Genomic DNA, 16314 nt, shown 5'->3' with positions numbered 1-16314 from the left:
TTACAGCGAGTAATACATGTCGAATTCGATCGGGTGCGTCGTCATGCGGAAGCGCGTGACTTCCTGCATCTTCAGCTCGATGAAGGCATCGATCATGGTGTCGGTGAACACGCCGCCCTTGGTCAGGAAGCTGCGGCCCTTGTCCAGGTAGTCCAGCGCCTGGTCCAGGCTGTGGCAGACGGTCGGGATCTTCGCGTCTTCTTCCGGCGGCAGGTGGTACAGGTCCTTGGTCGCGGCCTCGCCCGGGTGGATCTTGTTCTCCACGCCGTCCAGGCCGGCCATCAGCATGGCGGCGAAGCCCAGGTACGGGTTCATCGTGGGATCGGGGAAGCGCACTTCGATGCGGCGGCCCTTGGGGTTGGCCACATAGGGGATGCGCACCGACGCCGAGCGGTTGCGGGCCGAGTAGGCCAGCTTGACCGGCGCCTCGAAGCCGGGCACCAGGCGCTTGTAGCTGTTGGTGCCGGGGTTGGTGATGGCGTTCAGCGCGCGGGCGTGCTTGATGATGCCGCCGATGTAGTACAGCGCGAAGTCCGACAGGCCGGCATAGCCGTCACCGGCGAACAGGTTCTTGCCGTCCTTCCAGACCGACTGGTGCACGTGCATGCCGGAGCCGTTGTCGCCGACCACGGGCTTGGGCATGAAGGTGGCGGTCTTGCCGTAGGCATTGGCCACGTTGTGGATCACGTACTTCTGCAGGATGGTCCAGTCGGCGCGCTGCACCAGCGTGCTGAACCGGGTGCCGATCTCGTTCTGGCCGGCGCCCGCCACTTCGTGGTGGAACACTTCCACCGGGATGCCCAGCGACTCGAGGATCAGCGACATTTCGGCGCGCATGTCCTGCGTGCTGTCGACCGGCGGCACCGGGAAGTAGCCGCCCTTGGTGGTGGGACGGTGGCCCTTGTTGCCGCCTTCGATCTTCTTGCCGGTGTTCCAGGGGGCTTCGTACTCGTCGATCTCGACGAAGGAGCCGGAACCGTCGGCGCCCCAGCGCACGTCGTCGAAGATGAAGAACTCGGGCTCGGGACCGAAGAAGGCGGTGTCGCCCAGGCCGGAAGCCTTCAGGTAGGCCTCGGCGCGCTTGGCGATGGAGCGCGGGTCGCGATCGTAGGCCTTGCCGTCGCCCGGCTCCAGCACGTCGCAGCTCAGGATCAGCGTGGTCTCTTCGAAGAACGGGTCGATGTTGGCCGTGTTCGGATCGGGCATCAGCAGCATGTCCGAGGCCTCGATGCCCTTCCAGCCGGCGATCGACGAACCGTCAAAGGCATGGCCCGAAGTGAACTTGTCTTCGTCGAAGTGAGACACCGGCACGGTGACGTGTTGTTCTTTGCCGCGGGTGTCGGTGAAGCGGAAGTCGACGAACTTGACTTCGTTCTCCTTCACCATCTTCAGCACATCGGCGACGTTCTTGGCTGCCATTCAGGTTCTCCTGGGTTGGATGGTTGTCAATGAATACGGATGGGGATGCAGGTTCCATGCCAGAAGCTGGTGCATGACAAGGACTGCAGAGCTGCGGGATTTTCCCCGATCCTGAACGCTTTTCCCTACAACGGGCTTGCGTCGAGCAGAAAGATTTGCACCAATATGGGGCAGTTCAATACCACCCCATCCCGGTGCATGGCTCGTCAGCGCACCAACTCGGGGCCCAGTTCGACGCCGAGGGATTTTAGGCCGGCCAGCAACTGCGGAAAGGCCTGGTCCACCGCGGAGGGGCCGCCCTTGACCCCCAGGTCGATGTGCCGGCCCCATTGCGGATGATCGACGCTGGGCAGGCTGAATACCTTCACCTGCGGGTGCTCGCGCTCGATGGCTTCCATCAAGGGCGTGAGCGTCGCTTCCATCGACCCGAACACGATGACCGATTTCTCGACCCAGGCGCCGCGCCGGAACAGTTGCGCGTAGTGCAGGTCCAGCACCCACTCGATCATCGGCCAGGCCATCACGGGAAAACCGGGAACGAAATGGACACGGTCCACCGAGAAGCCCGGGATCTTGTTGTACGGATTGGGAATGATCTGCGCGCCCTGCGGGAACACGCCCATGTTCAGGCGATGCACGTTGTCCGGACGGTCGGGCTCGTAGGGCTTGCCCTGCTCGCGCGCGATGTCCTGCATGCGTTCGCGGATCAGGGCCTCGGCGCGCGAGTGCAGTTCGAGTTCGACCCCCAGCGCCCTGGCGGCGCACTGGCGGGTATGGTCGTCGGGGGTCGCGCCGATGCCGCCGCAGGAGAAAACGACATCGCCCGACGCGAAAGCCCGCCTGAGCGTGGCGGTGATGCGCTGCGGGTCATCACCCACGTACTCAGCCCAGCCGAGCTGCATGCCGCGCTCGGCCAGCAGTTCGATCACCTTGGGCATGTGCTTGTCGGCCCGCTTGCCCGAGAGGATCTCGTCGCCGACGATGATGAGGCCGACCCCCCCGGGTTCGGACTGCGTGGAAGGCTGCTGCGTCATCCGCGCATGGTAAGCGCGTCAGCCTGCAGTCCTGTCTAGGCCTTGCCGAACAGGCGTTTGACGCCGAGCCACTGCTGCGCCCAGAAGCCCCGGCCGTAGTCGCGCCCTTGCTCCACCTGGTCGCGCACGCCGGTGGGGTCGTAGCGCAATTCGAAATTGGCGGTGCGGAAGAGCATGTCCCACCAGGGCAGCAGCACGCCGAAGTTGTGGCCGCCGAGCGCCGGGCTGCGGCCGCCGACCAGCGCTTGCGGCTGCGGGCCGCTCTCGTGGCCGATGCCGATGCTGTGATGCAGGCGATGGAAGCGCGGGCTGACCCACAGCCTTTCACCGATCGAGCCGAACCAGCAGCGAAGATTCGCATGCTGCAGGCTCTGGCTCAATTGCGTGATGGCCACGATCGCCACGAACTGGCCGGGCGCCACGCCGATGGCCTGCGCCAGCAGCACCATCAGGCCGTCGCGCAGCAGGTCGTCCAGCAGGTGATTGCGATCGTCGCTCCACATGGTCATCTGGCGCTGCGAATGGTGCAGCGAGTGCAGGCGCCACCACCACTCCAGCTGGTGCTGGCCGCGGTGGACCCAGTAGTCGGCGAGGTCGAACACCACCAGGTAGATCGCGAAGCTGACCCAGGCCGACTCGGTGAGCGGCGCCCACAGTTCGTCGAGATGGAAAGTGCCCACCCCGGCGACGCGCAGCATCCCGAAGAACTCGTCGAACAGCGGATCGACCAGGAAGAACAGCGCGACGCGGAACAGTCCCAGCCGGTGGATCAGCGTGTAGAGGATGTCGGTGCGCACGCTGGCCGGATCGGTGACCGGCTCCACCGGACGCCAGCGCTGCAGCGGACCGATCACGGCCAGCAGCACCAGGATCTGGACCAGGCCGACCAGCAGCCAGCCGCTGGCGGCGAAGCCGTCTTCCAGCCGGTGGCCCAGGCCCGCGGCGAACATCAGCGGCTGCATGAGCGTCTCGAACAGCCACTGCTGCCCGCCGGCGAAGAGGTTCTCGATCCAGTCCATCATTTCTTTTCCGCGATCCAGTCGCGGTACGCCGGATGATCGCGCAGCGTGCGAAAACAAAAGCCCTTGGCCTTCAGGCCGGCGATCAGGGGCTCGAGCACCGTCGGCGCCCAAGGGTCCTTGCGCGACCAGATTCCCAGGTGCGCGAGCAGGATGTCGCCGGACCGGATGTCCCGCAGGGCCTTCTTCAGCAGCGCCTCGTTGCTGGCAGTCTCGCTCGGCAGCTCATCGCCGAGAAACCCGGCCGGCGCCCAGCCGACATGCTCCCAGCCGCAGGCCCGGGCGGCCGCCAGCAGCCTGGGTGAGGTCTTGCCGCCGGGCGCGCGGAACAGAGGCAGCGGCTTCTTGCCGGTGATCTCCGAAATCCGCGCGGCGGCGCGCGCGATCTCGTCGCAATACTGCCGGGCCGTCCACGTCAGCTCCTGGCCGGCCGCCGGCCCGGCCGATGCACGCACCCTGAACCTTGCCGCCTCGCCGGGCACATCGGCGCGCCAGTAGACGTGATCGAAGGTGTGGGAGGCGAACTCATGCCCTTCGGCCGCCCGCGCCTTCCACCACGGCGCCCAGTGCGTGCCCAGGCTGCCGTCGCCGGCCTTGGTCGGCTCGTTGGCCGCAAAGAAGGTGACCTTGACCTGCTGGCGGGCCAGCACCTCGGCGACCCAGGGCGCCACCTCCATGTGGCCGGTGTCGAAGGTGAGATATAGCGGCTTGTCGCAGCCCTGGGTCTGGGCCCAGGCCGCCGGTGCGAGCCACGCCGCGCCCGCCAACAGGGCGCGGCGCCGCGTCAGTTCAGCGGGGCGCGTGATCCAGGGTCCACACGCCATGGGGAGACTTGCCGACGTTGACCTGCCGCACCACTTTCTTGGCCTCGGTGTCGATCACGGTGAGCTTCTTGGCCCAGCGCGAGCTCACCAACAGCATCTTGCCGCCGGCCATCACCTCCATGCAGTCGGGCCCGCCCGGCGCCGGGTAACTGTCCTTCAGCTCCAGCGACTGCAGGTCGATCTTGCCGATGGTGTTGGCCACGCGGTTGCTCACGTACACGTGCCGGCCGTCCCCGGCCCCGCGGAAGGCGTGGGCGCCCTCGCCCGTCTTGATCTTCTTGGCGAGCCGCGGCTGCGGGCCGGTGAGGTCGTAGACCTCCACCGAATCGCCGCCGGTCATGCCCACCAGCAGCGACTTGCCGTCGGGCGTGCCGAACACGTCGGCGGGCATGGGGCCGGTCTTGACGCGCCAGAGCAGGTTCTGCGCCACCAGGTCCACGGCGACGAGCTCGTCGCTGTCCTGCATGGTGATGTAGGCGGTCGTGCTCTTCGCGTCGATCCAGATGTGGCTGGGCGTCTTGCCGGTGGAGATGCGCTTGGCCAGCTGCAGGTCCTTGCCGTCCCAGCGGTAGATGTCCACGTGGTTCAGGCGGTTTCCCGCCACCACGAACCATTTCATGTCGGGCGAGAAACGAAGGTGGTAAGGGTCGAGGATGCCGCGCACGGTGCGCTGGACTTCCGCGGTGCGCGGGTCGATGAAGGTCAGCGAATCGGCCAATGCGTTGGCGACGATCACCGACTTCTCGTCCGGCGTCAGGTAGAGGTGATGGGGCTCCTTGCCGGTCGGCAGACGCTTGATCTCGGACCACTTGACCGGGTCGACGATGCTCACGCTGGCGTCGAGCGAGTTGAGGACGAAGATCGGGCTGGCCGGATTGGCGCGCACGACCGCGGGCAGGAACAGGGCGACGGCAACGAAAGCCGTACAAATTGATACGAAACGGCGCACGGGAGGGCTCACGAAGACGGGGCGGCGGAAGAGCTTGAGTGTACTGGTGCGGGGGCGCGTCTCCCGTAACATCCCGGCAGTGGAAACGATCCAGGTCAACGGCGTCGCCCTCGAGGTACAACGCTTGCCGGGCGCACCGGGACGACGACTGTCGCCGGTCATTTTTTTGCACGAGGGCCTGGGTTCGGTGGCGATGTGGCGCGACTGGCCGGCGCAGGTCTGCGCGGCGACCGGGCGCGAGGGTATCGTCTTTTCCCGCCGCGGCTACGGCCGCTCGCAGCCGGTGCCCGACGTGCGCGGCGCCGGCCGGCTCGGGCCCGACTACATGCATCGCGAGGCGCTGGACACGCTGCCCGAGCTGCTGGCGCTGCTGGGCATCGAGTACCCGGTGCTGCTTGGCCACTCGGACGGCGGCACCATCGCGCTGATTCACGCCGCGCATTTCCCGGTGCGCGCCTGCGTCGTCATGGCGCCCCATGTGATCGTCGAAGACGAGTCCGTGCGCTCGATCGAGGATGCGCGTGACGCCTTCGTCGCCGGCGAACTGCGGCAGCGACTGGCGCGCTACCACGCCGACGTGGACGGCGCCTTCTGGCAATGGAACGACGTGTGGCTGAGCAGCGCGTTCCGCAGCTTCGACATCCGCTCCGAATGCCGCAACATCCAGGCGCCGGTGCTGGCGATCCAGGGCGAGGACGACCCCTACGGAACCTTGCGCCAGCTCGAGGAGATCGAACCCACCGCCGGCCCCTTCACCAAGGACGTCCTGGCCGATTGCGGCCACTCGCCGCATCGTGACCAGCCGGAGAAGACGCTGCGCGCGGTGACGCAGTTTCTCGCGAAGATCGAGTGATCACGCGCCCAGGGCCGCGAGCTGTTCGCCGCTCAACCAGCGCCACTGGCCCGGTGCCAGGTCCGCCGGCAAGGCCACACTGCCGATGCGCGAGCGGTGCAAGCCCTCGACCCGGTTGCCCACGGCCGCGACCATGCGCTTGACCTGGTGGTACTTGCCTTCGGTGATCGTCAGCCGCAAGGAGCGCTCGCCGGTGAGCTCGCAGGCGGCGGCCCGCACCGGCTTCGGATCGTCGACCAGCACCACGCCCTCCAGCAGGCGCTGGCACGCGCGCTCGTCCACCGGGTGCTTCGCTTCCACTTCATAGACCTTGGGCACCAGGTGCCGCGGCGAGTTCATGCGATGGATGAAATGCCCGTCGTCCGTGAGCAGCAGCAGCCCGGTGGTGTCCTGGTCCAGGCGCCCCACCGCCTGCACGCCCGTGACCCCGCCCTTCTGCGGCCGCTGCCGCAAGGGCGCGGGCAGCAGCGTGTAGATGCTGGGGTAGGCCGAGGGCTTGCTCGAGCACTCGGTGCCCGCCGGCTTGTTCAGCATGAGGTAGGCCTTCTCGTGGAATTCCCAGGCCACGCCGTCAACCTCGAAGTGAAAGCCCTCGGCTTCCACCTCGAGCCCGGGGTCCGTCACCGGTTCGGCACCGACGCGCACATGGCCCTGCTGCACGAGGCCGGCGCAGATGCGGCGCGTGCCGAAGCCTTGCGAAAAGAGCAGGTCCTGCAGTTGCATGCGTCGAGTATCTCAGGCTGTTCGTTGGACTAGGACTCGCGACCCCTGGCATTGCCCCTTCTACCTAGGGCGCGTGCTGGCGGCCATGCCTATAAAACTGATCGTGCCGTCATAGGAGATCTCAAGTGCAAGACCTGCTGCAATCGCTGGGTGACCAGGTCGAAGCGGACTGGAAAAAGCGGGTGGCGCGGCATTCGCGCACCTACCGGTGCGGCCGCTGCGAAAACCAGGTGTTCTTCCGCAACAGCCAGTGCCTGAGCTGCCGTTCCGACCTGGGCTTCCTGCCGGACGAGGGCCGCATCGCCGCGCTCCAGCCCGGTCCCGAGTCGGGAACCTGGCTGGCCGCCGGCCGCGATGAGGTCCTGAAGTTCTGCGGCAACCGCACGGCCCCGGCAGCTTGCAACTGGATGATGCTCGCGCGCAACCCACAGACCCTGTGCATGGCCTGCCGCCTGACCCGGACCATTCCCAATCTGGCCGACCCGGACAACGCCCGCTACTGGGCCGCCATCGAAATAGCCAAGCGACGGCTGGTGTCGCAGCTGATCGCCCTGAACTTGCCGGTACGTTCCAAGGTCAGCGAAGACCCCGAGCGGGGCCTGATGTTCGACTTCCTGCGCTCGCCGCCGGGCGGCCCGCGCGTGATGACCGGCCACGCCGGCGGCCTGATCACGATCAACGTGGAGGAAGCCGACGATGCCAAGCGCGAGCAGATCAAGCACGCCTTGCGCGAGCCCTATCGCACGCTGCTGGGACACTTCCGGCACGAGGTCGGCCACTACTACTGGGACCGGCTGGTCTGGGACACGCCCTGGCTCGAACCCTTCCGCCGACTCTTCGGCGACGAGCGGGCCAGCTATGCCGAAGCGCTGAAGCGCAACTACGAGCAGGGCCCCCCGGCCGACTGGGCCGACGCCCACATCAGCGCCTACGCCACCATGCATCCTTGGGAAGACTGGGCGGAGACCTGGGCCCACTACCTGCACGTGGTGGACAGCCTGGGCACCGCGATGGGCTTCGGCCTGGAGGCCGAGGACATCGAAGGCAGCGTCCAGCCGTTCACCGAAGAAGCGCTGTATGCGCCCGACGACCCCGACGCCTCGCGCTTCCTGGCCGTGCTCAACGGCTGGATCGAGATGACCATGGTCCTGAACGAACTGGCACGCAGCATGGGGCAGCCCGACTTCTATCCCTTCGTGATGTCCCGGCCGGTGGTGGCCAAGCTGCAATTTATCCAGATCGTGGTGAGGAACGCCCGCACCAACCCGAACCTGTGAGCCGCCGACGAGGAGATGCCATGGAACCCGCCGCACCAAGCACGGTTTACCTGAAGGACTACCGGCCACCCGCCTTCCTGGTTTCCGAAGTGGAACTGGACATCGACCTGCTGGGCGAGGATGAGGCGCGGGTCGCCGCCAGGCTCGCCTTGCAGCGCAACCCGGCCGCGCCACGGCCGCCCGCGGACCTGGAGCTGGACATCGACGAGATCGCGGTCGAATCGGTCGCCATCGACGGCCAGCCAGTGGGCGACGGGCGCTGGGCCGCCGACGCGCGCCATCTGACCGTCAAGGACGTGCCCGCCGCGTTCGAACTGCGGACCGTCACGCGCATCCGTCCGCGGCAGAACACCAAGCTGATGGGCATCTACCTGTCGGGCACCGGCTTCTTCAGCCTGTGCGAAGCCGAGGGCTTCCGCCGCATCACGCCCTTCCTGGATCGGCCGGACGTGATGGCGCGCTACACCGCAACGCTGCATGCGGACAAGGCCCGTTATCCGGTGCTGCTGGCCAACGGCAATTGCGTGGGCCAGGGCGACGAAGCCGGCGGCCGGCACTGGGCGCGCTGGCGCGATCCCTTCCCCAAGCCCTCCTACCTGTTCGCGGTGGTGGCCGCCGACCTCGAGAGCTGCCAGGACCGCTTCCGCACGCGCTCGGGGCGCGACGCCCAGCTGCAGTGCTTCGTCGAGCCCGGCAAGCTCGACCAGATCGCTTTCGCGCTGGAATCGCTCAAGCACGCCATGAAGTGGGACGAAGACCGCTACGGCCTGGAGATCGACCTGGACGAATACAACGTGGTCGCCGTCGGCGACTTCAATGCCGGCGCGATGGAGAACAAGGGCCTGAACATCTTCAACACCAAACTGGTGCTGGCCCGCCCGGACATCTCCACCGACTGGGACTTCAGCTTCATCGACCGCACCGTCGCCCACGAGTACTTCCACAACTGGACCGGCAACCGCGTGACCTGCCGCGACTGGTTCCAGCTCTCGCTGAAGGAAGGCCTGACGGTGTTCCGGGAACAGCAGTACGCCGCCGACCGCTACTCGCGCGCGGTGGCCCGCATCCAGGCCGTGCGCAACCTGCGCACCGGCCAGTTCCCCGAGGACGCGGGCCCGATGGCGCACCCGGTCCGCCCGGCGTCCTACCAGCAGGTGAGCAACTTCTACACCTCCACCGTCTACCAGAAAGGCGCGGAAGTCGTGCGCATGATGCACACGCTGGTCGGCCCGGAGAACTTCCGGAAAGGGATAGACCTGTACTTCCAGCGGCACGATGGCCAGGCGGTGACCACCGACGAACTGGTGGCTGCGATCGAGCAGGCCGGCGGCGTCGACCTGGCGCAGTTCCGCCTCTGGTACGAGCAGGCCGGCACACCGCGATTGACGGTGCGCGACCGCTATGACGAAGCCAGCCGCAGCTACGAGCTCAGTGTGACACAGCAGTGCCCGCCGACGCCGGGACAGCCGGCCAAGCGCCCCATGCACATGCCATTGGCGCTCGGCCTGCTCGCGCCTGACGGCCGCGAGCTGCCGCTGCGCCTGCAAGGCGAAGCCGCCCCGCGCGGCACGAGCACCGTGCTTTCGCTGCACGCGGAAACCGAGGTGTTCCGTTTCATCGATGTGCCGGCGCGGCCGGTGCCCTCTCTCGGCCGCGGGTTCTCCGCGCCCGTCGTCATCGACTATCCCTACGACGAGGCCGGCCTGCAGCACCTGCTGAGTTACGACAGCGATTCCTTCAATCGCTGGGAAGCCGGGCAGCGCCTGGCGATGAACCTGCTGCTCCAGGGCGTCGCCGACCGCGCCGCCGGAAGACCGGTGCAGTTCCCCGAGTACCTGGCCCAGGCCTTCGGCCGGGTGCTGGCCGACGCCGAGGCCGACCCGGCCTTCGCGGCCGAGGCGCTCGCCCTGCCGCCCGAGGTCGTGATCGCAGAGCAGCTCGGGCAGATCGACCCGCTGGCGGTGCACCAGGTGCGGTTCGCGATGCGCAGCTTCCTCGCCGAACGGCTGCACGACGGCCTGCGCCGCGCCTACGACCATTTCGCCACGCCCGGGCCCTACAGCCCCGATGCGCAATCCAGCGGACGGCGCGCACTGCGCAACCTGTGCCTGGCCTTCCTGATGGACCTGCGCGATGCAGACGCGCGCCGCCTGTGCCTGCAGCAGCTGGAGGCCGCCGGCAACATGACCGACGCCATGGCGGCCCTCTCGGCGATCGCCAACTGCGACTGCCCCGAGCGGCGCGCCGCGCTCGACGCCTTCCATGCGAAGTGGCGCGACGAGCCGCTGGTGGTGGACAAATGGCTGGGCGTGGAGGCGCAATCGCGCCTGCCCGGCACGGTGGAACGCGTGCGCGAGCTCACGCGCCATCCGGCCTTCACGCTGAAGAACCCGAACAAGGTCTATGCCTTGCTGGGCAGCTTCGGCGTGAACCAGGTCCAGTTCCATGCGGCCGATGGCTCCGGCTACCAGCTGATGCTCGAGCAGTCGCTGGCGCTCGACGTGGTGAATCCGCAGGTCGCCTCGCGCATGGTGCGCAACTTCGAGCGCTACCGCCGCTTCGAGCCGGGCCGCCAGGCCCTGATGCGCGCCGCGCTGGAGCGCATCGCCACCACGCCGGGGCTGTCGAAGGAAAGTTCGGAAGTCGTAGGCAAGGCGCTCGCCTGAGCCGCCGCCAGGAAACCCGGTATGTCAGATTCCCCCGCCCAAACTTTCGTCTCCACCGGCACCTTGCCGGCGCGGGAGGCCATCGGCGCGCTGGTCGAGGCGGCCTACGCGCAATTCCGCGAGGAGCGCAGCGGCCGCGTGGCCGACTACATTCCTGCGCTGGCCGAGGCCGATCCGCAGGCCTTCGGCATCTGCGTGGCCAACACGCACGGCGATGCCCTGGCGGTGGGCGATGCCGGGCAGCCCTTCTCGATCCAGAGCGTCTCCAAGCCCTTCGTCTTCGCGCTGGTGTGCGATGCCTTGGGCCCCGACGAGGCGGCCGCCCGCCTCGGCGTAGATGCCACGGGACTGCCCTTCAACTCCATCATGGCGGTGGAGCTGCGCGCCGACCGCACCACCAATCCACTGGTGAACTCCGGCGCCATCGCCACGACCAGCCTGGTGCCCGGCGCAAGCGCCGAGCAGCGTTGGCGCGCCGTGCGCGAAGGCCTGTCGCGCTTCGCCGGGCGCGAACTGGCCTTCGACGAGCGCGTCTACCGGTCGGAGGCCGAAAGCAACGAGCGCAACGAGGGCGTCGCCCACCTGCTGCGGGGCTACGGCCGGGTCTACTGCGATCCGGATGAAGCCACCGACGTGTACACCCGCCAATGCTCGCTGCTGGTGACAGCGCGCGACCTGGCTGTCATGGGCGCGACCCTGGCGGGCGGCGGCGTCAATCCGCTGACCGGCCAACCGGTGGTCTCCGCCGACACCTGCCGCCGCGTGCTCGCCGTCATGGCGACCGCGGGCCTGTACGAGCGCTCGGGCACCTGGCTGTACGACGTGGGCCTGCCGGGCAAGAGCGGCGTGAGCGGCGGCATCGTCACCGTCTCGCCCGGCAAGGGCTCCGTGGCGGTCTACTCGCCGCCGCTGGACGAAGCGGGCAACAGCGTACGCGGCCAGCTGGTCACCCGTTATCTGTCAGAGCGGCTGGGGTTGAATCTCTTCGTCTCGGCCCCGGCGATTTGAAGATGCCCGCCGACTGCCCGCAGCGTGGATACCGGAGGTCCACACGATGCATCAGCGAACGCTTCTGACCTGCATGCTCCTCGGACTGGTCGCGGCCTGCAGCGGCACGCCGAAATCAGCCGACGCGCCGCCCAGCCAGGCCCACACCAGCGCCAACTCGCTCGACTGGGCCGGCTGGTACGAAGGCACCCTGCCTTGTGCCGACTGCCCTGGCGTCCGGACGACCCTGCAATTGCGTGGCAACGGCACCTACGTGCTGACGCAGCGCTATCTCGAGCGCGAGGCAGCGCCGCGTACGCAGCAGGGCCATTTCAGCTGGGACGCCGCAGGCCGCGGCGTGACGCTGGACGCGCCGGGCGGCCAGCTGCGTTTCCAGGTCGGCGAGAACCTGCTGCTGCAGCTCGATCGCGAAGGGCGCCGCATCGCAGGCCCGAATGCCAGTGCCTATGTGCTGCGCAAGCAGCAGGGATCACCGCCAGGCGATGCCACGGTGCAGTTGGACGGCCGCTGGACGCTCCTTGAACTGGCCGGCGAAGCGGTGCCGCCTGCCGGCCCGCAGGAGCGGCCTGCGGAGCTGCGCTTCGACCGGCTTGCCGGACGGGTGAGCGGCTACACGGGCTGCAACAACATCACCGGCGGCTTCAGCGCCGGCCCCGCCGACCGCTTGCAACTGCAGCAACTCGCCTCGACGCGTCGCGCCTGCATCCGGCCGAATGTCGAGGGGGCGTTCATGCGCGTGCTGCAACAGGTGAGCCGCTATGCCGTGAAGGGGGACGAACTCCTGCTGTTGCCGGAAGGCGGCCAACAGCCGCTCGCGCGGTTCAGGTTGGCGGCCTCGCCCTAGTGTCCTGTCCCACGCCTACCGGGCTCCCGCGGCCGGCACCCCGCCCTGCCACTGCGCCCAGTTCACGACGATGTAGTCGACCACGCGTGTGCCGACCGCAGCGATGTTTTCCACGGTCTCGGCGAAGCCGCCGGCCGTCTGGCCCGGGGCCGGGTCGAGGTGCTGCAGCGTCGTCTCCTGCGGATTGCCCTGATCGAAGTTCACCATCCCGCGCAAGCTCATGACCCGGTCGGTGCCATGGGTTCGCTTGATGACCAGGGTGATCGCGGCGGCTTCCATCTCGGTGATGACATAGTCGTCGGCGCCGTACAGCTTGGCGATGTATTGCGCCTGCCTGCTCATGCCCGGCCCATGGAAGAAGGTGTCGCCGGTCATGTGCGTGCCCGTTCCCACGAACGGGGCGCCGCGGGCCACCGTGTCGGGATAGCGCAAGCGGTAGGTGCGCGCGGAGTCCGAGTCCTTCAGCGGCGTATCGGCAGACAGCTTCATCGCCCACGCCACCAGGTCCGGATTGAGCCGGAAGCGCCGGTACTCCTCGTAGCCCTTGCGCGGCATGAAGGTGGGCGCCCCCGCTGTGTTCTCTTCCGGGGCCCAGCGATGCCCGAGGTCGTAGTCCACCAGCCAGGTCGCCCAGCTCACCGCGCCGATGGTGCCGCGTGAGGGCGGCGTGCCCGCGACGCCGGAGATCACGTAGTAAGCCCGTGAAAAGTCGAACCGGGGATCCAGCAGGATGGCCTGCATCGACGACGAGGAGTTCACCTTGCCCATGCCCAGCACGGCACCGCAGACGCCATCCGTGTTGCAGTACACCGGGCTCAGCGCGCCCTTGACCGGCATGGGCGTCGCATTCCGCCAGTAGCGCTCGTACCAGTGCTGGAACTCCCCGGCGCGGTCGCCGGTGTTCTGCCCGATCTCGAACATGGCGCCGACAAACACCTTGACCGGGACAGGCTGGGGCGCTGGTCCCGCGGTCGATGCGCAGCCCGCGGCGACAGCCAACACCAGTGGCGAGAGCCACGACATGAACTTGTTCATCGATGCAGACCTCATTGACGAGAGACGATGAGCCACAAGGCCGTGAGTTCGGGTTTCGGGCCAGTGTCAGCGAAAGCGCGGGCTGTCCTGTTTCCAGTCGTAGGCAGCGGCACGTGGGCGCCTTGGCACTTTGGGCGCAGCATCCGGTTTTCTCTAAGGGCCTGTTGACGCCCTGCGGGCCAACAGGGCCTACGCCGGCACGGACTCGGCGAGGACAGGGCTGCCGGCGAAGTCATCGGCCGCAACGGGGCCCACAGGCCAGCTCTCCTTGCCTTGCTCCAGCCAGGCGCCGATGGCGCGTGCGGCGCGGCGACCCGCGGCCATGGCCAGGATGACGGTGGCACCGCCGGTGACGATGTCGCCGCCGGCGAACACACCCCTGAGGTTCGTGCACTGCGTCGCCTCGTCGGCGACGATGTAGCCACGCTTGTCGAGCGCAAGGCCGCGCGTCGCCTGGCCGACGATGGGATTGGCCTTGGTGCCCAGCGCGTAGATCACCGTGTCGCACGGCCATTCGACAAACTCGTCGAGCGGCAAGGGCGTGCGCCGGCCGCGCGCGTCCGGTTCGCCGAGCATCATCTTCTGGGCCCGCAGGCCGCGCACGTCGCCGGCTGCGTCGACGAGGATCTCGACCGGCCCATGCAGGAAATTGAACTCGATGCCCTCCTCGCGCGCGTGGCGCAGCTCCTCGATGCGAGCCGGCGCCTCGGCTTCGGAACGCCGGTAGACACATCGCACGTCAGCGGCGCCCAGGCGCCTGGCCACCCGCAGGCAATCCATGGCGGTGTTGCCGGCGCCGATCACCACCACCCGCTGGCCCACGCTGATCGGCGTGTCCTGGTACGGGAATCGGTCGCCCCCCATCAGGTTGACGCGGGTGAGGAATTCGTTGGCCGAATACACCTGGCCGGCGAACTCGCCCGGAATGCCGAGGAAGGCCGGCGCCCCGGCACCGGCGGCGACAAAGACCGCGTCGAAGCCCATCTTGTCGGTGAGCTGAGCGATGGTGAAAGTCTTCCCGATCACCTTGTTGGTTTCGATCTTGAGCCCGGCGTCGCACAGCTGCCGCACCTCGCGCTCGATGATGTCGCGGGGAAGGCGGAAGGAGGGAATGCCGTAGCGCAGCACGCCTCCCACCACATGCAGGGCCTCGAACACCGTGACTTCGGCGCCCGACTTGAGCAGGTCCGCCGCGGCGGCAAGGCCCCCGGGGCCCGAACCGACGATGGCCACCTTGCCCAGCCGCTGCTCTGGTGAAGCCTTCCGCACCGGCCGCGGCTTGGCGTGATCGCCGACAAAGCGCTCCAGGCGGCCGATCGCCACCGGCTCCATCTTGGCCTTGACCAGCACGCACTGCGCTTCGCACTGGCTCTCCTGCGGGCACACGCGTCCGCAGACCGACGGGAACGGGCTCGACTCGTGGATGGTGTCCACCGCTGCCTCGACATCGCGCAGCAGCAGATTCCGGATGAAGGTCGGGATGTCGATCCGCACCGGGCAGCCTTCGATGCAGGTCGGCTTGACGCACTGGATGCAGCGCTCCGCTTCGCGCAGCGCCTCCGCGTAGCCATAGCCGAGGTTCACTTCGTCGAAGCAGGCGGCGCGCTCGGCCGCATCGCGCTCGGGCATCTTGACCTGGACCCGTTCGAGCGCCGAGTATTTCTTGTAGGTGCGCTTGCCCTGCTTGACCAGCAGTTCCTCGAGGCTGCAGACGTGCGCCTGGTCCTCGCAGGCCCGCTGCTCCTGCTGCTTGAAGCGCTTCTGGCGCGCGTGCAGTTCCTTGAAATCGACCGCGTGGCCATCGAAATCCGGGCCGTCGACACAGGCGAACTTCACTTCGCCGCCCACGGTGACCCGGCACGAGCCGCACATGCCGGTGCCGTCCACCATCACCGTGTTCAGCGACACCATGGTTCGCACGCCGAACGGGCGCGACGCCTCGGCGCAGGCGTGCATCATCGGCATGGGGCCGATGGCGACCACCAGGTCCGCGCCATCCCTGGCCAGCACGTCGCGAAGGGCCGCGTCGACGAAGCCCTGCCGGCCTGCGCTGCCGTCGTCGGTGCACAGGATCAGTTCGTCACTGAATTGCGCGAGCTTGTCGGTCCAGAAGATGCGCTCGGCGTTGCGAAAGCCGACGATGCAGGTCACCCGGCAGCCGGCCTGCTTGAAGGCCCGCAACTGCGGAAAGATCGGTGCGACGCCCAGCCCGCCGCCGACCACCACCACATGGCCGACGTTCTCGATGTGCTGCGGCAGGCCGAGCGGGCCGGCGAAGTCGGCGAACTCGTCGCCTTGCCGGTAGTTGTCACGCATCTGGCGCGTGCTCTTGCCCAGGGCCTGCACGACCACGGTGACGGTGCCGCGCTCACGGTCGAAATCGGCGACGGTCAGCGGAATGCGTTCGCCGGCGTCGTCGAGCCGCAGCATCACGAAGTGGCCGGGCTCTGCGGCCTGCGCGACGTCGGGGGCGTCGACCTCCCACAGGAAGGTCTCGGCGGAGAATTGTTCGCGGCCAAGGATGCGGACCATGGATCTTCCTTCGGGAACTGCCAACGCCACGTTCGGGACAGGGTGCCACCCCCATTCCCGGGGGGCGCAGGACGCAGTGAAGCAGATCGTCCCCGAGTGCGGCTTTGACTCCCGTCAAGGTTCGAGCTAAA

General features: G+C 67.8%; 13 protein-coding genes. 5 read left to right on the top strand and 8 right to left on the bottom strand.

Going from position 1 to position 16314, the window contains the following annotated elements; all coding sequences use genetic code 11:
* The 5 genes from glnA to UC35_RS18845 form a co-directional block, all read right to left on the bottom strand.
* Positions 1 to 1419: a type I glutamate--ammonia ligase gene (glnA, locus tag UC35_RS18865; protein ID WP_061502429.1), complete on the bottom strand. Its 1419-nt coding sequence runs from the start codon at positions 1417 to 1419 to the stop codon at positions 1 to 3.
* 206 nt (positions 1420 to 1625) lie between these two features.
* Entirely contained in the window at positions 1626 to 2453 is an 828-nt protein-coding gene (locus UC35_RS18860; RefSeq protein WP_061502427.1) for a competence/damage-inducible protein A, read from the bottom strand.
* A 35-nt stretch (positions 2454 to 2488) separates the two neighbouring features.
* Positions 2489 to 3472, bottom strand: coding sequence for a sterol desaturase family protein (locus UC35_RS18855; protein ID WP_173861294.1), 984 nt, complete (start codon positions 3470 to 3472; stop codon positions 2489 to 2491).
* Positions 3472 to 4296 carry a polysaccharide deacetylase family protein gene (locus tag UC35_RS18850; RefSeq protein ID WP_061502423.1) on the bottom strand — a complete coding sequence of 275 codons (825 nt, stop codon included), beginning with the start codon at positions 4294 to 4296 and terminating at the stop codon, positions 3472 to 3474. The genes UC35_RS18855 and UC35_RS18850 overlap by 1 nt, the downstream gene beginning before the upstream one ends.
* On the bottom strand, positions 4262 to 5245 hold the full coding sequence (locus UC35_RS18845; RefSeq protein ID WP_415752687.1) for a YncE family protein: 984 nt from the start codon (positions 5243 to 5245) through the stop codon (positions 4262 to 4264). The genes UC35_RS18850 and UC35_RS18845 overlap by 35 nt, the downstream gene beginning before the upstream one ends.
* Positions 5246 to 5324: 79 nt before the next feature.
* On the opposite strand from UC35_RS18845, the gene UC35_RS18840 reads away from it, so the two are divergent.
* Positions 5325 to 6098, top strand: coding sequence for an alpha/beta fold hydrolase (locus UC35_RS18840; RefSeq protein WP_061502422.1), 774 nt, complete (start codon positions 5325 to 5327; stop codon positions 6096 to 6098).
* On the opposite strand, the gene UC35_RS18835 is transcribed toward UC35_RS18840, so the two are convergent.
* On the bottom strand, positions 6099 to 6821 hold the full coding sequence (locus tag UC35_RS18835; RefSeq protein ID WP_061502420.1) for a pseudouridine synthase: 723 nt from the start codon (positions 6819 to 6821) through the stop codon (positions 6099 to 6101). It abuts the gene before it with no gap.
* A gap of 125 nt (positions 6822 to 6946) precedes the next feature.
* Between UC35_RS18835 and UC35_RS18830 the strand changes: the two genes are divergently transcribed.
* From UC35_RS18830 to UC35_RS18815, 4 genes are read left to right on the top strand one after another with little or no spacing between them, the layout of a single operon-like run.
* On the top strand, positions 6947 to 8098 hold the full coding sequence (locus UC35_RS18830) for a putative zinc-binding metallopeptidase (protein WP_061502418.1): 1152 nt from the start codon (positions 6947 to 6949) through the stop codon (positions 8096 to 8098).
* A 20-nt stretch (positions 8099 to 8118) separates the two neighbouring features.
* Complete coding sequence (pepN, locus tag UC35_RS18825; RefSeq protein WP_061502415.1) at positions 8119 to 10764, top strand: aminopeptidase N; 2646 nt, start codon at positions 8119 to 8121, stop codon at positions 10762 to 10764.
* Between the two features lie 21 nt (positions 10765 to 10785).
* Positions 10786 to 11772 (top strand): glutaminase A, encoded by a 987-nt coding sequence (glsA, locus tag UC35_RS18820; RefSeq protein ID WP_061502413.1) that lies wholly within the window; start codon positions 10786 to 10788, stop codon positions 11770 to 11772.
* 46 nt (positions 11773 to 11818) lie between these two features.
* On the top strand, positions 11819 to 12616 hold the full coding sequence (locus UC35_RS18815; protein ID WP_082793383.1) for a copper resistance protein NlpE N-terminal domain-containing protein: 798 nt from the start codon (positions 11819 to 11821) through the stop codon (positions 12614 to 12616).
* 15 nt (positions 12617 to 12631) lie between these two features.
* On the opposite strand, the gene UC35_RS18810 is transcribed toward UC35_RS18815, so the two are convergent.
* Positions 12632 to 13651: a purine-nucleoside phosphorylase gene (locus tag UC35_RS18810; RefSeq protein WP_227820380.1), complete on the bottom strand. Its 1020-nt coding sequence runs from the start codon at positions 13649 to 13651 to the stop codon at positions 12632 to 12634.
* A gap of 189 nt (positions 13652 to 13840) precedes the next feature.
* Positions 13841 to 16183, bottom strand: a complete 2343-nt coding sequence (gltA, locus tag UC35_RS18805; RefSeq protein WP_082793382.1) for an NADPH-dependent glutamate synthase — start codon at positions 16181 to 16183, stop codon at positions 13841 to 13843.
* Positions 16184 to 16314: the final 131 nt, after the last annotated feature.

Origin of the sequence: Ramlibacter tataouinensis, assembly GCF_001580455.1 — a bacterium.
GTDB lineage: Bacteria > Pseudomonadota > Gammaproteobacteria > Burkholderiales > Burkholderiaceae_C > Ramlibacter > Ramlibacter tataouinensis_B.
This window is presented reverse-complemented; position numbering and strand designations above follow the sequence as displayed.